The following is a 23,340-nucleotide window of genomic DNA, read 5'->3' as shown; positions in this document are numbered from 1 at the left end:
GCCGGGTTGCGGCCAGAGCGCTATTTGCCGTGCATGAGGCGATGGCGTCAAGGCATCGATGGTTTACAGCGTTTGATAGTGCAGGCTGAACCCCAGTTCGATGGATTGCCCCTGCTCCAGCAGGCGCAGCCCCGGGTGCCCGGGCAGGTGGTGGGCGTTGACCGGGTGGCTGACCGGTTCGAAGCAGAAAAAATCCTTGCCGGGCGGGCAGTACAGCAGGAAGTAATCACAGCCGCTGGCCCGGCAGTGCAGCTGATAACCGGCCTCTGGTTCGATGATCAGGCATTCGCCGTCCCAGCCGCTGAACCCGTTGTCCACCAGTGACCCGGGCAGGCCCTGGGGCTGCCGGAAATCCCAGGATGCGGGCAGATCGGCCAATTGCGTGGGCAGGCGCGACTCATCGCAATGCCACACCTGCCGCGCCCGGGCCTGCAGGCGGCTATGGGCGCTGCGGGGGAAATAGGGGTGCAGGCCCAGCCCATGCCAGGCGGGCTGTGGAGCCAGGTGGGTGACCTGCAGCTCGATGCTCAGGCGCCCCTGGTCGAGACGGATCCGCTGCCGGGCGCGGTAGGCGAAGGGGGTGCTGCTGTCCAGTTGCAGCAGCACTTGGTCCGGCCGCTGTTCCAGCACCTGCCAGGGCTGCTGCCAGGCGCTGCCGTGAATCGGCCGCGGGTCGGTCGGGGTGTTGGCCTCCAGGGCCAGCCAGCCGTCGGGGCATTGGAAGCCGCCCTCGGCAATGCGGTTCGACCAGGGCGCCAGGGCGTAGCCACCGAGCTTGCCCGGCAGGCCACTGGCCAGTGCCGCTTCATCGCTGTGGCGCAGCAGGGCCTGGCCGCTGGCAGACACGCTCCAGTTGACCAGGCTGGCGCCGATGTCCGGAGCCAGGGTCAGGCGGGTGATTCCATCGTCAAGGGTGAGCAGGGTGGGGAGCATCAGCGGCACCAGGGCAAAGGGTTTGAGGGTCAAATGCCGCCCGTCCTCGACGGGCGGCGACCGTGGTTTACAGCACCAGGCTTGGCAGCCACAGCGACAGCGCAGGGATGTAGGTCACGGCCATCAGCACCAGAAACAGCATGCCGTAGAACGGTAGCAGCGCCTTGACCGTGCTTTCGATACTGACCTTGCCCACCGCCGAGCCGACGAACAGCACCGAGCCCACCGGCGGCGTGATCAGGCCGATGCCCAGGTTGACCAGCATGATCATGCCGAACTGCACCGGGTCGACGCCGATACCGACAATCACCGGCAGCAAAATCGGGGTCAGGATCAGGATCAGCGGCGCCATGTCCATCACCGTGCCGATCAGCAGCAACATCACGTTGATGCACATCAGGATCACGTAGCGGTTGTCCGACAGGGTCAGGAACGCAGTGGTGATCTTCGCCGGGATCTGCATCAGGGTCATGATGTAGCCGAAGCTCGCGGCGAAGGCGATCAGGATCATCACGATGGAAATGGTGCGCACCGTGCGGTGCATCAGCTTGGGCAGGTCGCGCCATTTGTAGTCGCGGTAGATGAACATGGTGACGAAAAACGCCCACAGCACAGCGATCGCCGCCGATTCGGTGGCGGTGAAGATCCCGGACAGAATCCCGCCGAGGATGATCACCATCGCCATCATGCCCCACAGGGCTTCACCGCAGATTTTCAGCGCCTGCCTGAGGGGGATCACCTGGCCCTTGGGGTAGTTGCGCTTCTTGGCGAAGATCAGGCACAGCACCATCAGGCTCGCGCTCATCAGCAGCCCCGGCACGATACCGGCCATGAACAGCGACGCAATCGACACCGTGCCGCCGGCCGCCAGGGAGTAGAGCACCGAGTTATGGCTGGGCGGGGTCAGCAGGGCCTGCACCGAGCCGCTGACCGTGACGGCGGTGGAGAAGTCCCGGGGGTAGCCCTGGCGCTCCATTTCCGGAATCAGCACCGAGCCCACCGACGCGGTGTCGGCCACCGAAGAGCCGGAGATCGCGCCGAAAAAGGTCGAGGCCATGATGTTGACCAGCGACAGCCCGCCACGCACGAACCCCACCAGCACCCCGGCGAACGCCACCAGCCGCCGCGACATACCGCCCTCGGCCATGATCGCCCCGGCCAGGACGAAGAATGGAATGGCCAGCAGCGAGAATTTGTTGACGCCCCCGGCCACCTGGATCATCAGGGCCTGGAACGGAATATCGATCCACCAGGCGCCGATCAGCGCCGACAGCCCCAACGCATAGGCGACCGGCATGCCGATCAGGATCAAGCCGATAAAACTGCCCAACAGGATCAGAGCGTCCATTTATGCAGCCCCTTCGTTTTCTTCGACCAGGTCGAAACGCACCACGCGGCGCTGGCTCTGGTCACCCAACAGGAGTTTTTCCAGGACAAAGATCAGGGTCAGGAACCCGCCCACCGGGATCGGCATATAGGTAATACCCACCCGCAGGGTCGGCAGGGCGCTCATGAACTGGTTCCAGGTCGACAGGCACAGCTTGGTGCCCCAGATGGCCATGAACAGGCACATGGTGGCCATCAACAGTTGCGCGACGATCGAGGCCGCGGACTTGACCGCGGTCGGCAGGCGGTCGGTGAGCATCGCCACCGCCATATGGGCGCCGGCGCGATAACTGGCAGCGGCGCCGATAAAAGTGAACACCATCATCAGCAGGATGGCGGTGGGTTCCGGCCAGCTGGCGCCCGTGCCGAGGATGTAACGGGCGAACACGCCCCAGGGGATGATCAGGGAGATCGCCAGGATCGACAGCCCGGCGACCCAGATGCAGGCCATATAGAGCTTGTCATTGAGGCGCAGCAACAGATTCTTCATCGGGTTTCACCGTAACCGGGCCGGCCCGGGGCGCTGGGCCACGGGCAGACAGGGCCTTCTATGAGAGGAGACGCAGGGTTATTCGACGGCTTCGATGCGGGTCATCAGCTCGGCGTAAGGCGCGCCGTACTTCTGGCGAATGTCGGCGGTGGCGTCATAGAAGGGCTTTTTGTCGACCACGATAAATTCCACCCCGGCGGCCTTGAGCTTGGCTTCGCTGCTGGCGGACTTGGCATCCCACAGTTGGCGCTCTTCAAACTGCGCGGCCTTGGCGGCCTTGGTCACCAGGGTCTGCTGCTCGGGGGTGAGCTTGTTCCAGGTGGTCTTGGACATCACCAGGGGTTCCGGGAGGATCAGGTGCCCGGTCAGGCTGTAGAACTTGGCATTCTGATAGTGGTTGTGTTCCAGCATGGTGGGCGGGTTGTTTTCTGCGCCGTCGATGACCCCGGTCTGCAGGGCGCTGAAGATCTCGCCGGTGTCCATGGCAATGCCGTTGCCGCCCATGGCATTGATGGTTTCGATGAACATCGGGTTGCCCTGCACGCGGATCTTCATGCCCTTGAGGTCGGCCAGGCTGCGCACCGGCTTCTTGGTGTAGAGGTTGCGCGTGCCGCCGTCCATCCAGGCCAGGGCCACCAGGTTGAATTCGGACTGGGTGATCTTGTCGAGGATTTCCTGGCCGATCTCGCCGTCGATGATCTTGCGCATATGGGCCTGGTCGCGGAACACGAACGGCATGTTGAACACATTCACGTCCGGCACCACCGGGCCGACGATGCCGAGGCTGACCCGGGCCATCTGGATCGCCCCGACCTGGGCCTGTTCGATCACTTCCTTCTCGGAACCGAGCACGCCGCCGGCGAACATCTTGAAAGTCAGCTGGCCATTGCTCTCCTTGACCAGGGTCTTGCCCATGTTTTCTTCAGCGACCACGGTCGGGTAGCCGGCGGGGTGGATATCGGCGAACTTGATTTCCAGGGCCTGGGCCAGGGTCGAGACGCTGAAGGCCAGGGGGAGGGCGACGACGAGCAAGGTGCGTTTGAAATTCATGGTGGATCTCCGTTTTGTTGTTTTTATTCAAAGAGCAGCGATGCGGTAAACAGGGTGCGGTGCCTGGCCTGGGTTCAGCCGGCCAGGCCCTTGAACAGCGGCTCGGCCAGGCCCGTGACACCCGGGTTCAAGGCAAACACGCCTCCGGCCAGGGACTGTGGGTCCGGCTCGTTGCCGGGGCGGATCGAGGTCACGAACAGGGTGTCCAGGCGGCTGCCACCAAAGGCGCACATGCTGGGTTTCTTCACCGGTACGGTAAGGGAGCGATCCAGGCGGCCGTCGGGGGTAAAGCGGTGAATCAGCCCGGCGTCGTTGGCGCAGATCCAGTAACAGCCTTCGGCGTCCACCGCCGCGCCATCCGGGCGCCCGAGAAAGCGCTGCATGTCGACGAACAACCGGCGATTGGAGGGAGTGCCACTGTCGGTGTCGTAATCGAAAGCCCAGATCTTCTGCACTAAAGGATGGGAATCGGAGAGGTACATGGTCTGCCCGTCGGGGCTGAAAGCCAGGCCGTTGGGCACGATAAAGCCTTGCAGTTGCGCTGCCAGCGGGCCTGCCTGACCGGCCTGGTAGCGATACAGCGCGCCATCGGCGGCATTGGCGCCCATGTCCAGGACCATGCTCCCGGCCCAGAAGCGCCCCTGGCGATCACAGCGCCCATCGTTCAGGCGCATGTCTGGGCGAGCGTGGGCCACGCTCGGCAAGGGCTCGCTGTCGAGACTGCCGTCATTGTGGGGGTGCAGGTGAAAGAACCCGCTCTGCATCCCCGCCACCCAGCCGCCGTCGCTGTGGCGGGCGATGCAGGCGAGCATTTGCGGGGCGGTCCAGGTATCGACATGGCCGCTGTGGGCGCTCCAGCGTTGCAGGCCGCCGGCGGCAATATCCACCCAGTACAGCGCCTGTTCCTCGGCGACCCAGACCGGGCTTTCACCCACGGCATTGCGTGCATCGACAATCAACTCTGCTTGCATGACGGCTCAGTTCCCTTGATGACGTTATGGGCAATGCGTGGCGCTGTGGATCAGTCGTCGAACGGGCCGGACGCGACAAATGCGCCACCCTGGTAGATCCGCGCCGGGTCGTCGGCCGCCGGCAGCGGCAGGGCCTCGACTTTGGCCCGGAACACTTCGGAGCTGTCGCGGGGGGCGTACCCCAGGGCGCTGGCCAGGTGGTTGTCCCACCAGACGTTGTGGTTGTCGGACACGCCATAGACCACGGTGTGGCCGACATTCGGCGTGTACAGCGCGCATTCGAGGAGTTGGGTGAGGTCGCCGAAGCTGAGCCAGGTGCTCATCATCCGGCGGTTCTGCGGTTCGGCGAACGAGGAGCCGATGCGGAGGCTTACGGTCTCGATGCCGTAGCGGTCGAAGTAGAAACTCGCCATGTCTTCGCCATAGGACTTGGACAGGCCGTAGTAGCTGTCCGGGCGGCGCGGGGAGTGGGCGTCGATCTTCTGGTCCTGCTGGTAGAAACCGATCACGTGGTTGGAACTGGCGAAGATCACGCGCTTCACCCCATGGCGGCGCGCCGCCTCATAGATGTGAAAGACCCCGCAGATGTTGGCCCCGAGAATCTCCTCGAACGGCCGCTCCACCGAGACCCCGCCAAAGTGCAGGATCGCGTCGACGCCTTCGACCAACTGATGCACGGCCTGCTTGTCTGCCAGGTCGCAGTGCACCACTTCTTCCTGGGGGCCGGCGGCCGGGGCCATTTCGCCGATGTCCGACAGCCGCAGGACTTCAGCGTAAGGCCGCAGGCTTTCGCGCAGGACCTTGCCCAGGCCGCCGGCGGCGCCGGTGAGTAGCAGGCGATTGAAGGGTTTGCGCGGGGAGGGGGTGCTGTTCATGGAAAACCCTGATCAATGATCGTTGCTTGAAATTGTTGTAGGTTGTCGTATGACTTTTTCGGAGTTTCGTTATCTGAAGGGGCCTTTGTCAACGCCTGATCGCGAAAAAGCTGTGGCCTTTTGTTACCGGTCGCCGCTGTAGCCGCTGCCGCAGGCTCGGGCTGCGTTCGGACGCTGGCCTTCGAAATCGCCGCATTTCTTCCGGATGTAAGACGGCGTACTCAAGGGCAAGCGCAGCCTCGTTCCTCGGTTGTGGCTACAGCTGTTCTTCTCGACCTTTCCGCGCTTTAGAGCAGGGAGAGCGGATAACTGATGAATATCCGATTCTCGTCGAACTCGTTGGTGCTGTAGTCGCGGCGGATGCTTGCGTTGCGCCATTTCAGGTTGAGGTTCTTCAAGGCACCGCTCTGCACGGTGTAGGCCAGTTCCGACTCGCGTCCCCATTCCTTGCCGTCGGTGATGGCCCCGGTGTGCACGTTGTCGCCGCTGATGTAGCGGTTCATCAGGGTCAGGCCGGGCACGCCGAGGGCGGCGAAGTTGTAGTCGTGGCGCAGTTGCCAGGATTTCTCCCGGGCGTTGTCGTAACTGGCGTTGTAACTGTCGTTGGCCAGAGTGCCGCCGCTGGTGCCGTTGACCCGCATCCAGGCGCTGTCGCCGGTGAGCTTTTGCAGGCCGACATAAAAGGTGCTGCCGCCGTATTTGGCCGAGAGCAGGGCGAACGCGGTCTTGTTGTCGAGGTCGCCGGCCAGGGCACTGCCGTCTTCCTTGCCGATGAAGTAACCGAGGTTGGCACCCAGGGTCCAGTCGCCCAGGGGCTGGGTGTGGGTCAGATTGAGGTACTGCTGCTGATAGATATCAGTCAGCTCGGCATACCACAGGCCGACCTGGGTGCGCTTGTCGTTGAAGGTGTATTCGCCGCCGCCGAAGTTGAAGCGGTCCGAGGTGAAAGCGGTTTTACCCTGCATGAACATGTCTTCCATGCTCGAGTCGTTGCGCGGGCTGTTGCCGCGGAACTGGCCGCCGTAGAGCGTCAGGCCGTCGATTTCCCTGGAGGTGACCTGGCCGCCGCGGAAGGTCTGCGGCAGTGAGCGACCATCGTCGGAGCGCAGGATCGGCAACACCGGCATCCATTCCCCGACCTTCAATTCGGTTTGCGACAGCTTGGCCTTGAGCGCCACGCCCAGGCGGCCGAAGTTGTCGGCCGGACGCCCGTCACGGTCCAGGGGCAGCAACTGGGTGCCGCCGGTGCCTTTGCCGCCGTCGAGCTTGACCGAGTACATCCCCAGTACGTCCAGGCCGAAGCCGACGGTGCCCTGGGTAAACCCGGACTTGGCGTCGAGGATGAAGCTCTGGGTCCATTCCTCGGCCTTGCCCTGGGGGTACGCGGGGTTGGTGAAGTTGCGATTGAAGTAGGCGTTGCGCAGGTTCAGCGTGGCCTTGGTGTCATCGAGAAAACCTTCAGCCTGGCTGCACAGGGGCATGGCCAGGGTCAGGGCGGCGCAGCTGTACAGGGCGAGGGTCTGGGGCGTGGGCGAACGGGCAAACAGACGGGCGAGTGTCGTCACAGGTGAGGCTCCGTTTTATTGTTATTGTTGGCATTGTCATACGTTGTCGTACGACATGGGCGGATTATTTACGGCGCTGTGGCGGCTTGTCAACGGCCAATCCGAGTTTCGCAGGGGTGCCTGAAGGAGTGCCGCTACCCATGGCCAGCGCAGCCTCGTGCCTTGGCAGCGGCTACGCGCCGATCTGTAGCGCTCCCCACAAAAAAACGCCGAGGTACTTGCCAGCCCGCGGTGCTTTTGCGGCACACTGCCTGGCAGTTTCCGGCTTGATCGAGTCACCGTACGCCCGCACAAGGTCATTGAATGGATCACTACGTCCCGCGCAACTGGCAGCCCCACGAAAAGCCCAGCTTGCCCGGCTCGCCCTCGACACCGCTGCACTCCAACCGCAAGCGCCTGGCGTATGCCCTGGTCGGCTTGCTGGTGGCGCTGACCGGTGGCCTGGGCAATTCCCTGGTGATCGCCAACCTGCCGTACCTGCAAGGCGCCCTCGGGGCGACCACCGCCGAAATGGCCTGGCTGCCCGCGGCCTACGTCATGACCAACGTCTCGATGAACCTGCTGCTGGTGAAGTTTCGCCAGCAATTCGGTCTGCGGGCCTTTACCGAGGTGTTCCTGGTGCTCTACGCCCTGGTGACCTTCGGCCATCTGTTCGTCAACGACCTGAACTCGGCCATCGCCGTGCGCGCGGCCCACGGCATGGTCGGCGCGGCCCTGAGTTCCCTGGGCCTGTACTACATGATCCAGGCCTTCCCCGCGAAGTGGCGCCTCAAAGCCCTGGTCCTGGGCCTGGGCACTTCGCAACTGGCCTTGCCCCTGGCCCGGCTGTTTTCCGAAGACTTGCTGCAAATTGCCGAATGGCGCGGGTTGTACCTGTTCGAACTGGGCCTGGCCCTGACGTCACTGGGCTGTGTGCTGCTGCTCAAACTGCCGCCGGGCGACCGCTTCAAGACCTTTGAAAAACTCGATTTCCTGACCTTTGCCCTGCTGGCCAGTGGTGTGGCGCTGCTGTGTGCGGTGCTGTCCCTGGGGCGCATTGACTGGTGGCTGGAAGCGCCGTGGATCGGCGTCGCCTCGGCCGGTTCCATCGTGCTGATCATGGCCGGCCTGTGCATCGAACATAACCGCAGCAACCCGATGCTGATGACCCGCTGGTTGGGCAGCGGGGCGATTATCCGCCTGGCCCTGGCGGTGATACTGATCCGCATGGTGCTGTCGGAGCAGTCCACCGGTGCCGTGGGCTTTCTGCAGGCGCTGAACATGAGCAGCCAGCAGATGCGCATGCTCTACGGCGTGATGCTGCTGGGCAGCATCGCCGGGCTGGCCACCAGCGCCCTGACTATCAACCCGGCGCATCTGCTGATGCCGCTGATCATTTCCCTGGCGCTGATGGCCACGGGGTCGGTGATGGACAGCTTCTCCAACAACCTGACGCGCCCGGCCAACATGTACTTCAGCCAGTTCCTGCTGGCCTTCGGCGGCACGTTTTTCCTCGGCCCGACCATGGTCCTGGGCACCCGCAACGTGCTGACCAACCCGCGCAACCTGGTGAGTTTCTCGGTGCTGTTCGGCATCTGCCAGAACCTCGGCGGGCTGATTGGCGCCGCCTTGCTCGGCACCTTCCAGATCGTGCGCGAGAAGTTCCACTCCAGCCATATCGTCGAACACCTGACCCTGCTCGACCCCCGGGTCCTGGCACGGGTGCAAAGCGGCGGCTCGGCGGTCGGCGGGGTGATCGCCGATCCCGACCAGCGCACCCTGCAGGGCATTCGCAGCCTGGCCACCGCCGCCACCCGCGAAGCCAATGTGCTGGCCTATAACGATGTGTTCATGCTGATCGCGGTGATTGCCGTGCTGACCATGATCTGGATCTTCATTCGCAGCCTGTGGCTGATGAGCACCACCAAAGCCGCCGCGCCTGCCGGCCCGGCTCCCGTTCAACCCAACGGTGCCCCTTCTTCATGAGCGAACCGACCACCACGACCACCAATGCCATAGCCTCGACCCCGGAAGGCACGGCGCCGCCGTCGACCCCGACCCCGGTGACCGAGCCGCGCTCGTTGCGGGTGCGGATCATCTCGTCCCTGGGCTTTGCCGCCATCGCCATTGTCGGCGTGGCGATCGTGCTCTATGCCTGGCAGTTGCCACCGTTCGGCAGCGCCGTGGAAACCACCGAGAACGCCCTGGTGCGTGGCCAGGTGACCATCATCGGCCCGCAGTTGAGCGGCTATGTGTTCGAAGTGCCGGTGCAGGACTTCCAGTTCGTCAAGGCTGGCGACCTGCTGGTGCGCCTGGATGACCGCATCTACCAGCAGCGCCTGGATCAGTCTCTGGCCCAGCTGGCGGTGCAGAAAGCCGCCCTGGCCAATGTGGTGCAGCAGCGCAACAGCGCCGAGGCCACCATCAAGCTGCGCCAGGCGGCCCTGGCCGACAGCCAGGCCCAGGCGCAAAAAAGCGCGGCCGACCTGCGGCGCAACCAGGCGTTGGTCAGCGACGGCTCAGTGTCCCAGCGCGAGATGGACGTGACCCGCGCCGCCAACGCCCAGACCATCGCCGCCGTGGCCCAGGCCCAGGCATCCCTGGAAATCGCGCGCCAGGACCTGCAGACGGTGATCGTCAACCGTGGCTCGCTGGAGGCGGCGGTCGCCAGCGCCGAAGCGGCGGTGCAACTGGCGCGGATCGACTTGTCCAACACCCGGATCCTCGCGCCGCGCGACGGCCAGTTGGGCCAGATCGGCGTGCGCCTGGGGGCCTACGTCAATTCCGGCGCGCAGTTGATGGCGCTGGTGCCGAACCAGCTGTGGATCATCGCCAACATGAAAGAGACCCAGATGGACAGCGTGCGCATCGGCCAGCCGGCGAGTTTCACCGTGGACGCCTTGAACCATCGCAAATTCACCGGCCGGGTGCAGCGGATTTCCCCGGCCACCGGCTCGGAGTTCAGCCTGCTGCAAGCCGATAACGCCACCGGCAACTTCGTCAAGATCGCCCAGCGGGTGCCGGTGCGCATCACCGTCGACCCGGACCAGGCCGAAAGCCAGCGCCTGCGCCCGGGGATGTCGGTGGTGGTGAGTATCGATACCTCGGTCACGCCCTGAGAACCTGTTTGCGCGTGGCCCATGGAGCGTTAAAAGCTCCCCGGGAGCGTGAACAGGTTGCGCGGCCTACACCGCCTGCATCGGCGGCAGGGTGCCCAACAGGGAAACGGCGGCCACGGCCGCCACCCCCAGCAGCCACTCCAGCAGCACGCTATTGCGCAACGCCCCCAGGCGCTGGTCGCAGCCAGGCAGGCGCAGGCGGTGCAGCAGCGCCAGGCCCAGCATGGCCGACACCAGCAGTGCCTTGATCAGCAGAATCAGAGCAAAGCCGCTGAACAGTGGCGTCGGCCACCAGTGCCCGGTCAACACCCGGACATTGATCAGGCCACTGAGCAGCAAGCCCGCCACCAGGGCGTAACCCACGCCGCTGAAGCGCCTTAGAACCGCTTCCATCGCGGAGGGGTTCGGCTGCAGCAACAGTAACGACAACAGCATCAGCCCGCCGAGCCAGACCCCGACGCAACTCAAATGCACGATCTGATTGAGGATCAGCAACTGGCCCGCCAGCCCATCGAGCATGGCGCCGTGGCCCACCGGGGCCAGGGTTGCCAACAGCAGCGCGGCGAGGCTCAGCTTGAGCGGCAGACGAGTGCGCAGGGGGCTCAGCAGCACCCCCAGCAGCAGGGCATTGAACAGCAGGTGCCAGGACCAGACCTGGCCAAAGAAGGTCTTGCCCAGCACCAATTGCACGGTTGCCGGGTCCAGCGCCGCCGACCAGGAATCGGCCATGCTGGCGGTGATCAGCAGCAGCCAGCAGACCCCACTGAGCAGCGCCAGGGTCGCCAGCCCAGTGCTGATGCGAGCGAGGCGCCGATGCAGCACCGGGTGGCTATCACCACGGCCCAGGAGCAGGGGGCCAAAGACCCAGGCCCCGAACAGCATCAACACCATCGTGAAGTGCACAAACCGGCACAGCACCAGCAGGCTCGACATGAATTACTGACCGACCTTGAAGCTGTAGCTGCCGGCGCTTTTATGGGTGTCGACCGACACTGCGTGCCAGTCGACCTTGTAGGTGCCTGCCGCCAGCGGGGCGGCCGGGGTCACCACCAGGGTCTTCTTGTCCGCGCCTTCGGTGGCCAGGCCATTGAGCGCCACCGGCGCGCCGTCCCGGCTCAGGCTGACCTGGGTGAAGCTGGCCTCGACGCCTTCGGAGAACACCAGGCGCAAGGCCTGCGGTGACGTCACCACACTATCAGCGGCCGGGGTGCTGACTTGTAGATGGGCGTGGGCGAACACCGAGGAAGCGGCCAACAGGGAAGCCAGCAGGGCGCTGGTGGTGAGGAGTTTTTTCAGGAGCATCGCGGGATACCTTCGAGGAAGACGACGGGTGCTCAATAGAGCACGAAGCGGCCGGCGAATGAAACGCCGGCCAGTGGATTTTCAACGCTGCGCCAGGCGCATATGGATGATCGGAAAGGGCCGGCCCTCGCCATCGGTCGGCGAGCAGCCGATGTCTTCGAAACCGTAGTGCCGATAAAAGCCGTGAGCCTGGGGGTTCTGCTGGTTGACGTCGACACTGAGGCTCGGGTGCCGGGCGCGCACGTAATCCAGCAACTGGCGGCCGATGCCCTGGCCGCGTTGTGCCGGTTCGATAAACAGCATCTCCACCTTGTCACCCGCGGTGGCGATAAAACCACCCGGGCTGCCATCGGGGTGTTGCCAGAGCCAGGTCTTGAGGGCTGGCAGGTAGGCGTCGCGCACCAGGGGGTAGAGCAACTGGATATCGTCTTCGCTGAGGAAGTCGTGGGTGGCGCGTACCGAACGCTGCCACAGGTCGGCAAGCGGCTGGTCGTCGGCAGCGTTGCGTGGGCGGATAGTCATGAGTGTTCCATCGGTAACAGGACAGATGGCCGGCGACAGGGCAGGGCCGGCATTCGTGCAGAAGGAGCGGGTGCCCGGGTCGCGAATTAACGTCTGGACGGGGCACTGCGGCAGCGTCTGCCAATGAATGGGAGGGCGATCCTACCCAATCTCGCCTGTTGTGGCGAGAGGGGCGGCTGCGTGGCCGAGCAGACCTCGCCCCGCTCTGGAGCGGATGCTAGTCTTGAGCCACGTTGTCTTCAGGGAGCCCTCATGGGCAATCACAAGATCGAAATCCGCCGCAGTAACGTTGAAAAAATCCTCCTCGCCGCCGAGAAAGTCTTCGCTGAAAAGGGCTATGGCGGCACGGCCATGGCCGACATCGCCGAAGAGGTGCAACTGCCGCGCTCCAACCTGCATTACTACTTCAGCACCAAGAGCGAGCTGTACAGCGCAGTGCTGTTCGACCTGCTGGAGGTGTGGAAACAGGATGCCCTGTGCTTCGAGATGTTCGATGACCCGCGGGTGGTCCTCAGCAGCTACATCCGCGCCAAGATGAACCACTCCCGCAGTCGGCCCTACGGATCGAAAGTCTGGGCCAACGAAATCATCCACGGCGCACCGACCCTCGGCGAAGCGCTGGATGCCAGCCTGTATGACTGGGCAAAAATGAAAGAAGCGAAAATCCGCCAGTGGGTCGAAGACAAACGCATCCTGCCGGTGGAGCCTTCAAGCCTGCTGTACATGATCTGGGCCTCGACCCAGCACTACGCCGACTTCGACCACCAGGTGATGATCCTCAACGATCACCAGCCACTCTCCGACATGCAATTCGAACGCGCCCTGCAAACCGTCACCAGCGTCATCCTGCGCGGCATCGGCCTGGAACCCTGAAGCCTCCGTAGCCGCTGCCGAGCCCGCGAGGTTGCGCTGGCCGGTGTGAGCGCCGTGGAGTATCAGGTGGATGTCGGACGGTTTTGACGCCCAGCGTCCGAACGCGGCCCGAGCCTCCGGCAGCGGCTACAGTTGTAGCCGCTGCCGAGCTTGCGAGGTTGCACTGGCCGGCGTGGGCGCTGTGGAGGGTCAGGTGGATTCAGGCTGGCATACTCACACCGCTTCGCAATACGGGTTGCGCGGGTCATGCAGCCAGTCGAGGAAGGGTTTGCCGGTTTCCTGGGGGGCCATTTCGATGCAGTCCTGCACCGGGCAGGTGATCTGGCACAGGTTGCAGCCCACGCATTCGTCGTCGATCACTTCATATTTATGGGTGCCGTCCGCCTGCCGGATGCTGGCGATGGCCTGGTGCGAAGTGTCTTCGCAGGCGATGTGGCAGCGCCCGCAACCGATGCACGCCGCCTGGTCGATCTTGGCGATCACCTGGTAGTTGATATCCAGGTACTTCCAGTCAGTGGTGTTGCCCACGGCCTTGCCCGAGAACTCCTGCAGGCTGCTGTAGCCCTGGCTGTCCATCCACCGCGACAGGCCGTCCTTCATCTCCTCGACAATCCGAAACCCATGCAGCATCGCCGCGGTGCACACCTGCACCGCCCCGCAGCCCAGGGCCACGAATTCCGCCGCATCGCGCCAGTTGCCAATGCCGCCAATGCCGCAGATCGGCAGCCCCCGGGTCTGCGGGTCACGGGCAATTTCCGCGACCATGTTCAGCGCAATCGGCTTGACCGCCGAACCGCAATAGCCGCCGTGGGTGCTCTGGCTGCCGACCATGGGGTGGGCCACCATGCGTTCCAGGTCGACGCTGGTGATGGAGTTGATGGTGTTGATCAACGACACCGCATCCGCTCCTCCACGGTGGGCCGCCCGCGCTGCGAGTCGGATGTCAGTGATGTTCGGCGTGAGCTTGACGATCACCGGCAGCGAGCAATAGGTCTTGCACCAGCGGGTCACCTGCTCGACGTATTCCGGCACCTGGCCCACGGCCGCGCCCATGCCCCGTTCCGGCATGCCGTGGGGGCAGCCGAAATTCAGCTCGATGCCATCGGCGCCGGTAGCCTCCACCAGGGGCAGAATGTGTTTCCACGACTCTTCAACGCAGGGCACCATCAGCGACACAATCAGCGCCCGGTCCGGCCAGTCCTTTTTCACCTGGGTGATTTCCCGCAGGTTGATTTCCAGGGAACGGTCGGTGATCAGCTCGATATTGTTGATGCCCATCACCTCGCGGTTGGGCCCGAAATGCGCCGAGTAGCGCGACGAGACGTTGACCGCTGCCGGGTCTTCCCCGAGGGTTTTCCAGACCACGCCACCCCAGCCGGCTTCGAACGCGCGCACCACGTTATAGGCCTTGTCGGTGGGGGGCGCCGAGGCCAGCCAGAATGGGTTGGGGGCTTTGATGCCGGCGAAGACAATCGAGAGATCGGCCATTTACGCAGCCTCCACATTGAGCATGAGTTGGGCATGCATGGCTTCTGCGGCCAGCTTGCCGTGTTGCACCGCCTGCACGGTGAGGTCCTGGCCGAGGCTGACGCAGTCGCCGCCGGCATAGACCCCGGGGATGCTGGTGCGCAGCTGTTCATCCACCTGGATGCGCTCGCCCGCGCGCTTCAGTTCCCGGGCCAGCGGGTCGCTCAGGGCTGCGCCGTCGAAGGCCTGGCCGATGGCCTTGAAAATCCCGTCGGCGGCCAGTTCAAAGGTCTCGCCGGTGGTCTGCAAGCGGCCCTCCACCAGTCGAGTACGGGCGAAGCGCATGCCGCGTACTTGCCCCTGTTCATCCAGCAGCACCTCCTGCGGCGCGGCCCAGGTCAGCAGACGCACCTGATTGGCCTTGGCGATGTCCTGCTCGTGTTCGGTGGCGCCCATTTCCTCGAGGCCACGGCGATACACCAGGTTCACATCCCGCGCGCCGAGGCGCGCCATCTGCACCGCCATATCGATGGCGGTGTTGCCGGCGCCGAGCACGATGCAGCGGTCAGCCACCGGCAATTGGCCGAGGTCATCGGCCTGGCGCAATTCGTGGATGTAGTCGGTGGCGGCGAGCATGCCCGGCGCGTCTTCATGGGCCAGCCCCAGCTGTTTGCTGGCGGCCAGGCCCAGGCCGAGAAACACCGAATCGAACTGCTGGTGCAGCTCGGTCAGGCTCAGGTTGTCACCGAGCGTGTGCCCATGGCGGATTTCGATGCCGCCGATGCCCAGCAAAAACTCCAGCTCCTGTTGGGCAAAGTCATCCACCAGCTTGTATTTGGCGATCCCGTATTCATTGAGGCCACCGGCTTTTTCCCGGGCCTCGAAAATCACCACCTCGTGCCCATGCAGGGCGCTGCGGTGGGCGCAGGCCAGACCCGCCGGGCCGGCGCCGACCACGGCAATGCGCTTGCCGGTAGACGCGGCGCGCTGGAACGGGTGCTGGCTGAAGTGCGCGTTGTCCACGGCGTAGCGTTGCAGCAGGCCGATCAGCACCGGCGCGCACTCCTGGGCGTTGTTGCGCACGCAGGCCTGCTGGCAGAGGATTTCCGTCGGGCAGACCCGGGCGCAGCTGCCGCCGAGGATATTGGCCGAGAGGATTTTCTGCGCCGCACCCTGGATGTTATCGGTGTGGATATTGCGGATGAACGACGGGATATCGATCTCGCTGGGGCACGCATTGACGCAAGGTGCGTCGTAGCAATACAGGCAGCGCGACGCCTCCAGATGGGCCTGGCGCGCGTTCAGCGGCGGCGCCAGGTCGGTGAAATGACTGGCCAGGGTGGCGTTGTCTGCGATGGGGTGGGGCAAGTGGTTCAAGGTCTTGATCACGGTAAAGGCCTCACGGTTTTTTCTCGATTGCCTCTGACGGGCATTGTTTTTTCACAGCGCTGTGGCAAAGACGCTTTCAGTGGCCGGCGAACGCACTGTAGTCAGCGCGTTCACCGTGGCGAGGGCGCTGCTGTGGCGAGGGAGCTTGCTCCCGCTCGGTGGCGCAGCAACCGCAATAGCAACGGCCCCCACCACAGCGCGACCTCAGCGCTCCACGGCCGTCGCCTTGCTGGCTTCGGCGCGCTTGCTCAACAGGTCGAACACCGCCGGGTAGGGTGGGCGTTCCACGTAGCGCCCGGCGCCGCGTTCGGCCCGCAGATCGCCGTCGACCCACAGCAACTTGCCCTGGCTGATGGTGTGGCTCGGCACGCCGCGCACGGTCTTGCCTTCGAAGATGTTGAAGTCGACCTGCTGGTGGTGGGTCTTGGCGGAAATGGTGCGGGTGCCTTGCGGGTCCCAGAGCACCAGGTCGGCATCGGCACCGACACGGATCGCGCCCTTGCGTGGGTAGAGGTTGAAGATTTTCGCGGTGTTGGTGGAGGTCAGGGCCACAAAGTCCTGCATCGACAGGCGGCCGGTATTGACCCCTTCGTCCCAGAGCACGGCCATGCGGTCTTCGATACCGGCGGTGCCGTTGGGGATCTTGCTGAAGTCGTCGCGCCCGGCGGCCTTTTGTTCGGCGCAGAAGCAGCAGTGGTCGGTGGCGGTGGTATGCAGGTTGCCCGATTGCAGCCCATGCCACAGCGCCTCCTGGTGGCCGCGAGGGCGGAAGGGCGGGCTCATCACGTAGCCGGCAGCGGTCTGCCAGTCTGGGTGCCGGTATACGCTGTCGTCGAGCAACAGGTGCCCGGCCAGCACTTCACCGTAGACCGGCTGGCCTTTGCTGCGGGCATAGGTGATCTCGTCGAGGGCTTCCTTGGTCGAAACGTGCACCAGGTACAGCGGAGTGCCCAGGGTTTCGGCGATGCGAATGGCGCGGCTGGCGGCTTCGCCTTCGACCTGCGAGGGCCGCGACAGCGGGTGCGCTTCCGGGCCGGTAATGCCCTGGGCCATCAGCTTGCGTTGCAGGTGATACACCAGCTCGCCGTTCTCGGCATGCACGGTGGGCACCGCGCCCAGTTCCAGGCAGCGTTCGAAGCTCGCCACCAGGGTGTCGTCGGCAGCCATGATCGCGTTCTTGTAAGCCATGAAATGCTTGAAGCTGTTGACCCCGTGCCGGCTCACCAACTCAGCCATTTCTTCGCGCACCTGTTCGCTCCACCAGGTAATGGCCACGTGAAACCCGTAGTCGGATGCCGACTTCTCGGCCCAGCCACGCCACTGATGGAACGCTTCGAGCAACGACTGCTGGGGGTTGGGAATCACGAAGTCGATGATCGAAGTGGTACCCCCCGCCAGACCCGCCGCCGTGCCGCTGAAAAAGTCTTCGCTGGCCACGGTGCCCATAAAGGGCAATTGCATGTGGGTGTGGGGGTCGATGCCGCCGGGCATCAAGTATTGGCCGCTGCCGTCGAGCACGTCGACGCCGGCGGGAATATCCAGGTTATTACCGATGGCCTTGATCACGCCGTCGGCGCACAAGACATCGGCTTTATAACTTTCATCATGGGTAATAACGGTGGCGCCACGGATCAACAGAGACATTCCGAGTTCCTCGCAGGCATGACCGAGTTATGTCGGTTCTAAGTGTTTTATATCGACCGTGCTGCGCAAGTTTATTCCTGTCAGCGGTGTCAGGAATAGAAACTAGCTGGTGTTCCTGGAATGAGCAAGATTATTTTTTATAAGCTTATATCACTATTAAGTTGTTGAATTTAAACGAATAAATTCAAATAACTGCAAAATGGTGCAGCCCCTCACCATTTTGACGCACTTGACAGGATCGAAATATGGTCAAGATTTCCTATGTGAAATCAGCTGCTTGAAGGGGGCTTATGGCCTGAACAAAAGTGTGCAATAAGTTTCAGTGCACCAGTTTGAGTCCTGACGCTGCGGTCAACTTGCCGAACAGTTAGCCTGAGTGAACAGGCAAGTACCCGGGACGTGATAGTTAATAAGAATAAAACTGATGAACATCAGTTGTTTACATGGATTTTAACGGTCGCCAAACACCGTCAATGGACAATCCGGCACGCTTATTGAGTGCCGCCGCTGACAGGTTGGCCGGTCGCTAAAAGTCGTAAGTTCTCCGGCCATCGTCCGGCTAGCGGTCCCGTCCGCCAGCTGCCTGATGAGCAAAAATAATCAAAAGAACAGTGGAGCGGCCATGCAACAGAACAGATCTCAAGTGACCGAGCGCGCAGGCTTGTATGAGCTGGACGCCGGCAGCGACGTACTCGACAGCCCCCGTTATAACCACGACATCGCCCCGACCAAGGTCCATGAACGCACCTGGAACAAATGGCACATCACCGCGCTGTGGATCGGCATGTCGATCTGCGTGCCGACCTACACCCTGGGCGGGGTACTGACCGCCTATTTCGGCCTCAGCGTCGGCGAGGCACTGCTGGCGATCTTGCTGGCCAACATCATCGTGCTGATCCCCCTGACCCTCAACGCCTTCGCCGGCACCAAGTACGGCATTCCGTTCCCGGTGTTGCTGCGCTCGTCGTTCGGCATCATCGGCTCCAACGTGCCATGCCTGATCCGGGCCCTGGTGGCCTGCGGCTGGTTCGGCATCCAGACCATGTTCGGCGGGCTGGCGATCCACCTGTTCCTGGGGTCGATCTTCGAAGGCTGGAAGGCCCTGGGCGGCACCGGCGAGGTGATCGGTTTCATGATCTTCTGGACCCTCAACCTGTGGGTGGTGCTGCGCGGGGCCGAGTCGATCAAGTGGCTGGAAACCCTGTCCGCGCCACTGCTGGTGGCGGTGGGCATCGGCCTGCTGGTGTGGGCCCTGCCCAATGTGTCGTTGAGCGAATTGCTGGCGATCCCGCCCAAGCGTCCCGAAGGCGCCAGCGTCACCAGTTACTTCATGGCCGGGCTCACGGCGATGGTCGGGTTCTGGGCCACGCTGTCGCTGAACATTCCCGACTTCAGCCGCTACGCCAAAAGCCAGAAAGACCAGATCCTCGGGCAGATTTTCGGCCTGCCGCTGACCATGTTCCTGTTCGCCGCCCTGGGCGTGGTGATGACCGCCGCCTCGGTGAAACTGGTGGGCGTGACCGTGTCCGATCCGGTGAGCCTGATCGGCCATATCCAGAGCCCGGGCTGGGTGGCCCTGGCCATGGCGCTGATCATCATCGCCACCTTGTCCACCAACACCGCGGCCAACATCGTCTCACCGACCAATGACTTCCAGAACCTGGCGCCGAAGCTGATCGGGCGCACCAAGGCGGTGCTGCTCACCGGCCTGGTGGGCCTGGCCCTGATGGCCCATGAACTGTTGAAAAAGCTGGGCCTGCTGATCTCCGACGTCAGCCTGGAAACCGTGTACTCCAATTGGCTGCTGGGCTATTCCAGCCTGCTGGGGCCGATTGCCGGGATCATGGTGGTGGACTATTTCATCATCAAGAAACAACGCCTGGACCTGGCCGGCCTGTACCGCGATGACGTGTATCCGGCCTGGAACTGGAACGGGTTTATCGCCTTTGCCGTGCCGGTGGTGCTGACCCTGCTGTCCCTGGGCAGCGACGCATTCAGCTGGTTCTACAGCTACGGCTGGTTCACCGGTTCGGCCCTGGGCGGCATCCTCTACTACGGCCTGTGCAGCCTGCGCAATGCCCAGGCGGTGGCCGCCAAGACCCCGGTTTGAGCCTGCACCTGTTGGCTCGCGGTGATGCATGAAGCCCAGGCGGCCCGGGTTCGGGTCGCCCCACACAATCAGAAAAAAGCCTGAGGAGATCACCATGAACGCTGCCGTCGACGTTCTGCAATCCAGCCATCAGCACATCAACCGCGACCGCCTGTGGCAGTCGCTCATGGAACTGGCCAGGCTCGGGGCCACGGTCAAGGGCGGGGTCTGTCGCCTGGCCCTGACCGACCTCGATCGCCAGGCCCGGGACCTGTTCGTGAAATGGTGCGAGGAGGCCGGTTGCACGGTCACGGTGGACGGCATCGGCAACATCTTCGCCCGCCGTCCCGGGCGTACCCCGGGGCTGCCACCGGTGATGACCGGCAGCCATATCGACACCCAGCCCACCGGCGGCAAGTTCGACGGCTGCTTCGGTGTGCTGGCCGGGGTGGAAGTGCTGCGCACCCTCAACGACCTAAAGCTGGAAACCGAGGCACCGCTGGAAGTGGTGGTGTGGACCAACGAAGAAGGCTCGCGCTTCCCGCCGTGCATGATGGGGTCCGGGGTGTTCGCCGAGAAGTTCACCCTGGAGGACACCCTGGCCAAGACCGACGTCGACGGGGTCAGCGTCGGCGAGGCCCTGAACGCCATCGGCTACGCCGGCCAGCGCAAGGTCAGCGGGCACCCGGTGGGCGCCTATTTCGAGGCCCATATCGAGCAGGGGCCGATCCTCGAGGACGAGCGCAAAACCATCGGCGTGGTCATGGGCGCCCTCGGCCAGAAGTGGTTCGACCTCAAGCTGCGCGGGGTGGAAGCCCACGCCGGACCGACCCCGATGCACCTGCGCAAGGACGCCCTGGTCGGCGCGGCGGCGGTGGTTGCGGCCGTCAACCGCGCAGCCCTGGGGCACCAACCTCATGCCTGCGGCACCGTCGGTTGCCTGCAAGCCTATCCCGGCTCGCGCAACGTGATCCCGGGTGAGGTGCGCATGACCCTGGATTTCCGCCACCTGGAACCGGCGCGCCTGGACTCGATGATCGACCAGGTGCGGCAAGTGATCGACAGCACCTGCGAGGAGCATGGCCTGAGCTTTGAACTGACGCCCACCGCCGACTTCCCGCCGCTGTACTTCAACCCGGACTGCATCGAAGCGGTACGCGGCGCGGCCCAGGGCTTGGGCCTGTCCCATATGGACATCGTCAGCGGTGCCGGGCACGACGCGATCTTCGTCGCCGAACTGGGCCCGGCGGGGATGATCTTCGTGCCCTGCGAAGGCGGCATCAGCCACAACGAAATCGAAAACGCTGCCCCTGATGACCTTGCGGCCGGCTGCGCCGTGCTGCTGCGCGCGATGCTGGCGGCCTCCGCCACCATCGCCGGCACCCGCCGCTAGCGCCATGCAACCACTCAACGGCGTCCGACTCACCACGGCGCCGCCAATGGCCAGCGCAGCTTTCGGCAGCGGCTACAGCACTCACCTGTAGCCGCTGCCGAGCGCGCAAGGCTGCGCTGAACCTCAACAACTCGACGACACCGGACACCCCAGCGCATCGCTGTTAACCAGCCTCCGAACGCGGTCGGTGGCCATCGACAGCGACGACATATTTCAGGTTGCCGTACACTGGCAAAATTTCCCGCACTGGATGCCGACTATGCACAGGATGGCGCTTTGTCTGACCCTGGCCCTGAGCCTGAGTGGCTGTATCGATTACAAATGGGGCCACGACTGGAAGGCCGACAGCCTCGGCGGTTGGCAGGACGCCAGCACCGGCAAGTACAACGAGGGCACCTCGTTCAAGCTGGCCTGCGGGCCCGAGCCGCTCTATGTGAAGGTGACGTCCGCGCCGTCCCACCATCTGATGTCGCTGCTGTTCATTCCCCTGGTCCCTGCGGCCACCGGCGATGACAACCATCTGCGCATCAAGGCCAGTTACCCCAGCATCACCGCGTGTTCGGCGGCGCAGAACCCCTTGGTGATCAAGTTGGACAACCGGGTGATCAACACCATCGGCTACTTGGGCGGCGACCAGGCCGGCAGCTGCGAGCTCCGGCTGGACGCGCACGAGCTGCAGGGCGAGCGCGTGTCGATCGAGGTCAATCAGGCGGTGCTGCCCTGTGCCGTGGCTCCGCTGACCCTGAAGAAAAATGGCTATTTCTGCCTGCGGCAAACTCAGTACGGTGGTTCGGCGCCCTGTGATCGTTAGGTCCCGTCAGCCACACGAACCTAAGCTAATTCTTAAAAAGTATTTATTTTCCGTTTATTAGATCGATTAGCTTTTAGCGACTTTCCTGTCCTCCAGAAGGTCCGCCCCCATGCGTCTGCCCTTTGCTTTGCGTCGTAGTTTGTCGATCACCGCTCTGACCGGCCTGGCGCTGGGCATGGCTCTCAATGCTCAGGCCGATAGCGACCTGCGCATCGGTTACCAGAAATCCTCGACCTTGTTGGCGGTGCTCAAGGCCCAGGGCACCCTGGAAAAACAACTGGCGGCCCAGGGCGTCAATGTCACCTGGCATGAGTTCACCAGCGGCTTACCCCTGGCGGAATCGCTGAATGTGGGCAACGTCGACATCTCCGCCGACGTCGCCGATACAGTGCCGGTATTCGCCCAGGCGGCGGGAGCCAACCTGACGTACTTCGCCAGCGAAACCCCATCGCCGGCCGCGCAGTCGATCGTGGTGCCCAAGGACTCGACCCTCAAGACACTGGCCGAACTCAAGGGCAAGCGCATTGCGGTGACCAAGGCTGCGGGCAGCCATTACCTGCTGATCGCGGCGCTGCGCAGCGTTGGCCTGACATTCGCCGATATCCAACCGGTGTACCTGACTCCGGCCGATGGCCGCGCGGCCCTGGAGACCCACAAGGTCGACGCCTGGGTCACCTGGGAGCCCTTCGTCGCCAGCGCCGAACGCCAGCAGGGCGCGCGGGTGCTGCACGATGGCCAGGGCCTGGCCAGTTATCGCCGCTATTACCTGGCTTCCAATGATTACGCCAAGGCCCATCCCGAGGTGCTGAACCAGGTGTTTGCCGAGTTGCAGAAGACCGGCACTTGGGTCAAGGCGCACCCGGCGGACGCGGCGAAATTGCTGGGGCCGCTGTGGGGCAACCTTGATGCGCCGACTGTGGAGTTGGCCAACAGTCGGCGCACTTACAAGGTGGAAGTGGTGAAGCCTGATGCCTTGGGTGAGCAGCAGAAAATTGCTGATGCTTTCTATCAGGAAAAACTTTTGCCCAAGCCTGTGGATGCGCGGGCGGTGCAACTCTGGAGTCCTAAAGCGCTTTGATATGTGCTGTAGGCGCTGCTGAGGTAGGAGGTTGCGCTGGCCGGTGTTGGCGTCGGAGATCTTTCTGGTGAATGGAGTGTTGGGGGCTTATCCGTTGCTGCGGTAATGGCGGCTTAGGGTTTCGCCCTTACGGCGAGGTACTTTTGGCAAACGCCCCAAAAGTACCCAAAAGGTCTCGCCCCGAGCGTACGGCCACTCGCTGCGCTCGGGTCCCCTCGTTCCGGCGTCCCTCAGGGGGCATCGCTTCCAGCGACGTCTTCGACTGCGTCGAAGGGCGCTGCGCGCCAATCCCCTGATGAACACCTCCACTCGGCCTGCCGAAGGGGCGGGTGGATCAAGATCAAAAGCAAGGTCAACAGCCAAAGCAAAAGCAAGGCAGGCAAGCCCTGTGGCCGCTGCCGAGG

20 protein-coding genes are annotated in these 23,340 nt (G+C 63.6%); 7 read left to right on the top strand and 13 right to left on the bottom strand.

Annotated elements, in window-relative coordinates:
* Positions 1 to 63: 63 nt before the first annotated feature.
* The 7 genes from AC19YX_RS03800 to AC19YX_RS03770 form a co-directional block, all read right to left on the bottom strand.
* The gene (locus AC19YX_RS03800; protein ID WP_500606133.1) at positions 64 to 933 is read right to left on the bottom strand and encodes an aldose 1-epimerase; all 870 of its coding nucleotides are present in this window, start codon (positions 931 to 933) and stop codon (positions 64 to 66) included.
* A 67-nt stretch (positions 934 to 1,000) separates the two neighbouring features.
* Positions 1,001 to 2,281 (bottom strand): TRAP transporter large permease, encoded by a 1,281-nt coding sequence (locus AC19YX_RS03795; protein WP_078471518.1) that lies wholly within the window; start codon positions 2,279 to 2,281, stop codon positions 1,001 to 1,003.
* Complete coding sequence (locus tag AC19YX_RS03790) at positions 2,282 to 2,809, bottom strand: TRAP transporter small permease (protein ID WP_421547134.1); 528 nt, start codon at positions 2,807 to 2,809, stop codon at positions 2,282 to 2,284. It lies immediately after the preceding gene.
* Positions 2,810 to 2,887: 78 nt separating this feature from the next.
* Positions 2,888 to 3,859 (bottom strand): TRAP transporter substrate-binding protein, encoded by a 972-nt coding sequence (locus AC19YX_RS03785; protein WP_020300553.1) that lies wholly within the window; start codon positions 3,857 to 3,859, stop codon positions 2,888 to 2,890.
* Between the two features lie 74 nt (positions 3,860 to 3,933).
* Positions 3,934 to 4,830: an SMP-30/gluconolactonase/LRE family protein gene (locus AC19YX_RS03780; RefSeq protein ID WP_078471515.1), complete on the bottom strand. Its 897-nt coding sequence runs from the start codon at positions 4,828 to 4,830 to the stop codon at positions 3,934 to 3,936.
* A 50-nt stretch (positions 4,831 to 4,880) separates the two neighbouring features.
* Entirely contained in the window at positions 4,881 to 5,705 is an 825-nt protein-coding gene (locus AC19YX_RS03775; protein ID WP_500605682.1) for an NAD-dependent epimerase/dehydratase family protein, read from the bottom strand.
* Between the two features lie 287 nt (positions 5,706 to 5,992).
* Entirely contained in the window at positions 5,993 to 7,270 is a 1,278-nt protein-coding gene (locus tag AC19YX_RS03770) for an OprD family porin (RefSeq protein ID WP_020300556.1), read from the bottom strand.
* Between the two features lie 303 nt (positions 7,271 to 7,573).
* Here AC19YX_RS03770 and AC19YX_RS03765 point away from each other — a divergent pair, with 303 nt between their 5' ends.
* The gene (locus AC19YX_RS03765; RefSeq protein ID WP_201130589.1) at positions 7,574 to 9,235 is read left to right on the top strand and encodes an MFS transporter; all 1,662 of its coding nucleotides are present in this window, start codon (positions 7,574 to 7,576) and stop codon (positions 9,233 to 9,235) included.
* The gene (locus AC19YX_RS03760) at positions 9,232 to 10,368 is read left to right on the top strand and encodes an HlyD family secretion protein (RefSeq protein WP_500605681.1); all 1,137 of its coding nucleotides are present in this window, start codon (positions 9,232 to 9,234) and stop codon (positions 10,366 to 10,368) included. Before AC19YX_RS03765 ends, AC19YX_RS03760 begins: the two co-directional genes overlap by 4 nt.
* Before the next feature lie 66 nt (positions 10,369 to 10,434).
* Here the strand turns inward: AC19YX_RS03760 and copD are convergent, their stop codons facing one another.
* The 3 genes from copD to AC19YX_RS03745 all read right to left on the bottom strand — a co-directional run bounded on the left by copD (position 10,435) and on the right by AC19YX_RS03745 (position 12,192).
* Positions 10,435 to 11,301 (bottom strand): copper homeostasis membrane protein CopD, encoded by an 867-nt coding sequence (gene copD, locus AC19YX_RS03755; protein ID WP_500605680.1) that lies wholly within the window; start codon positions 11,299 to 11,301, stop codon positions 10,435 to 10,437.
* Positions 11,302 to 11,304: 3 nt separating this feature from the next.
* Positions 11,305 to 11,670, bottom strand: coding sequence for a copper homeostasis periplasmic binding protein CopC (copC, locus tag AC19YX_RS03750; protein ID WP_078471510.1), 366 nt, complete (start codon positions 11,668 to 11,670; stop codon positions 11,305 to 11,307).
* An 81-nt stretch (positions 11,671 to 11,751) separates the two neighbouring features.
* A complete protein-coding gene (locus AC19YX_RS03745; protein ID WP_201130592.1) occupies positions 11,752 to 12,192 on the bottom strand; it encodes a GNAT family N-acetyltransferase in 441 nt (146 codons plus the stop codon).
* Positions 12,193 to 12,444: 252 nt separating this feature from the next.
* On the opposite strand from AC19YX_RS03745, the gene AC19YX_RS03740 reads away from it, so the two are divergent.
* Entirely contained in the window at positions 12,445 to 13,065 is a 621-nt protein-coding gene (locus AC19YX_RS03740; protein WP_020300563.1) for a TetR/AcrR family transcriptional regulator, read from the top strand.
* 213 nt (positions 13,066 to 13,278) lie between these two features.
* Here the strand turns inward: AC19YX_RS03740 and preA are convergent, their stop codons facing one another.
* From preA to hydA, 3 genes are all read right to left on the bottom strand, one after another.
* Positions 13,279 to 14,553 (bottom strand): NAD-dependent dihydropyrimidine dehydrogenase subunit PreA, encoded by a 1,275-nt coding sequence (gene preA, locus AC19YX_RS03735; protein WP_078471508.1) that lies wholly within the window; start codon positions 14,551 to 14,553, stop codon positions 13,279 to 13,281.
* Complete coding sequence (locus AC19YX_RS03730) at positions 14,554 to 15,921, bottom strand: NAD(P)-dependent oxidoreductase (protein ID WP_500605679.1); 1,368 nt, start codon at positions 15,919 to 15,921, stop codon at positions 14,554 to 14,556. It abuts the gene before it with no gap.
* A gap of 204 nt (positions 15,922 to 16,125) precedes the next feature.
* Positions 16,126 to 17,565, bottom strand: coding sequence for a dihydropyrimidinase (gene hydA / locus AC19YX_RS03725; RefSeq protein ID WP_201130594.1), 1,440 nt, complete (start codon positions 17,563 to 17,565; stop codon positions 16,126 to 16,128).
* A gap of 622 nt (positions 17,566 to 18,187) precedes the next feature.
* Here hydA and AC19YX_RS03720 point away from each other — a divergent pair.
* The 4 genes from AC19YX_RS03720 (at position 18,188) to AC19YX_RS03705 (ending at position 22,936) form a co-directional block, all read left to right on the top strand.
* On the top strand, positions 18,188 to 19,675 hold the full coding sequence (locus AC19YX_RS03720) for an NCS1 family nucleobase:cation symporter-1 (RefSeq protein ID WP_201130595.1): 1,488 nt from the start codon (positions 18,188 to 18,190) through the stop codon (positions 19,673 to 19,675).
* Between the two features lie 94 nt (positions 19,676 to 19,769).
* Entirely contained in the window at positions 19,770 to 21,047 is a 1,278-nt protein-coding gene (locus tag AC19YX_RS03715; protein WP_500605678.1) for a Zn-dependent hydrolase, read from the top strand.
* Positions 21,048 to 21,306: 259 nt separating this feature from the next.
* Complete coding sequence (locus tag AC19YX_RS03710; RefSeq protein ID WP_238596157.1) at positions 21,307 to 21,858, top strand: hypothetical protein; 552 nt, start codon at positions 21,307 to 21,309, stop codon at positions 21,856 to 21,858.
* 109 nt (positions 21,859 to 21,967) lie between these two features.
* On the top strand, positions 21,968 to 22,936 hold the full coding sequence (locus AC19YX_RS03705) for an aliphatic sulfonate ABC transporter substrate-binding protein (RefSeq protein ID WP_500605677.1): 969 nt from the start codon (positions 21,968 to 21,970) through the stop codon (positions 22,934 to 22,936).
* Positions 22,937 to 23,340: the final 404 nt, after the last annotated feature.

It is taken from the genome of Pseudomonas sp. MF09150, from assembly GCF_059862355.1.
The sequence above is the reverse complement of the archived record's forward strand: the minus strand, read 5'-3'. Positions and strand labels throughout refer to the sequence as shown.